At 68.9% G+C, this 254-nt stretch carries 1 protein-coding gene; it reads left to right on the top strand.

The annotated features are described in order from the left end of the window. On the top strand, positions 1–254 hold a 254-nt coding region (locus ACLJNW_RS26755; RefSeq protein WP_410961588.1), incomplete at both ends, for an AarF/UbiB family protein.

Here is a 254-nt window from a genome sequence, read left to right as displayed (position 1 = left end):
AGCTCGGCCAGATCCTCTCGACGAGGCCCGACTTGCTGCCGCCCGAGTTCATCGCCGAGCTCTCGACGCTCCAGGACCAGGTTCCGCCGATGACGGAGGCCGAGGTCGTCGAGGTGATGGAAGGGGAGCTGCGCGTCCCCTGGGAGGACGTCTTCGAGAGTATCGATCCCGTGCCGCTCGCGGCAGGGACGATCGGTCAGGTGCATGCGGCGACGCTGGAGGGCGGCGAGCGCGTCGTCGTCAAGGTCCAGCGG

It is taken from the genome of Salmonella sp. SAL4457 (assembly GCF_046548235.1).
GTDB classification, from domain to species: Bacteria; Pseudomonadota; Gammaproteobacteria; order Enterobacterales; family Enterobacteriaceae; genus Salmonella; species Salmonella enterica.
This window is presented reverse-complemented; position numbering and strand designations above follow the sequence as displayed.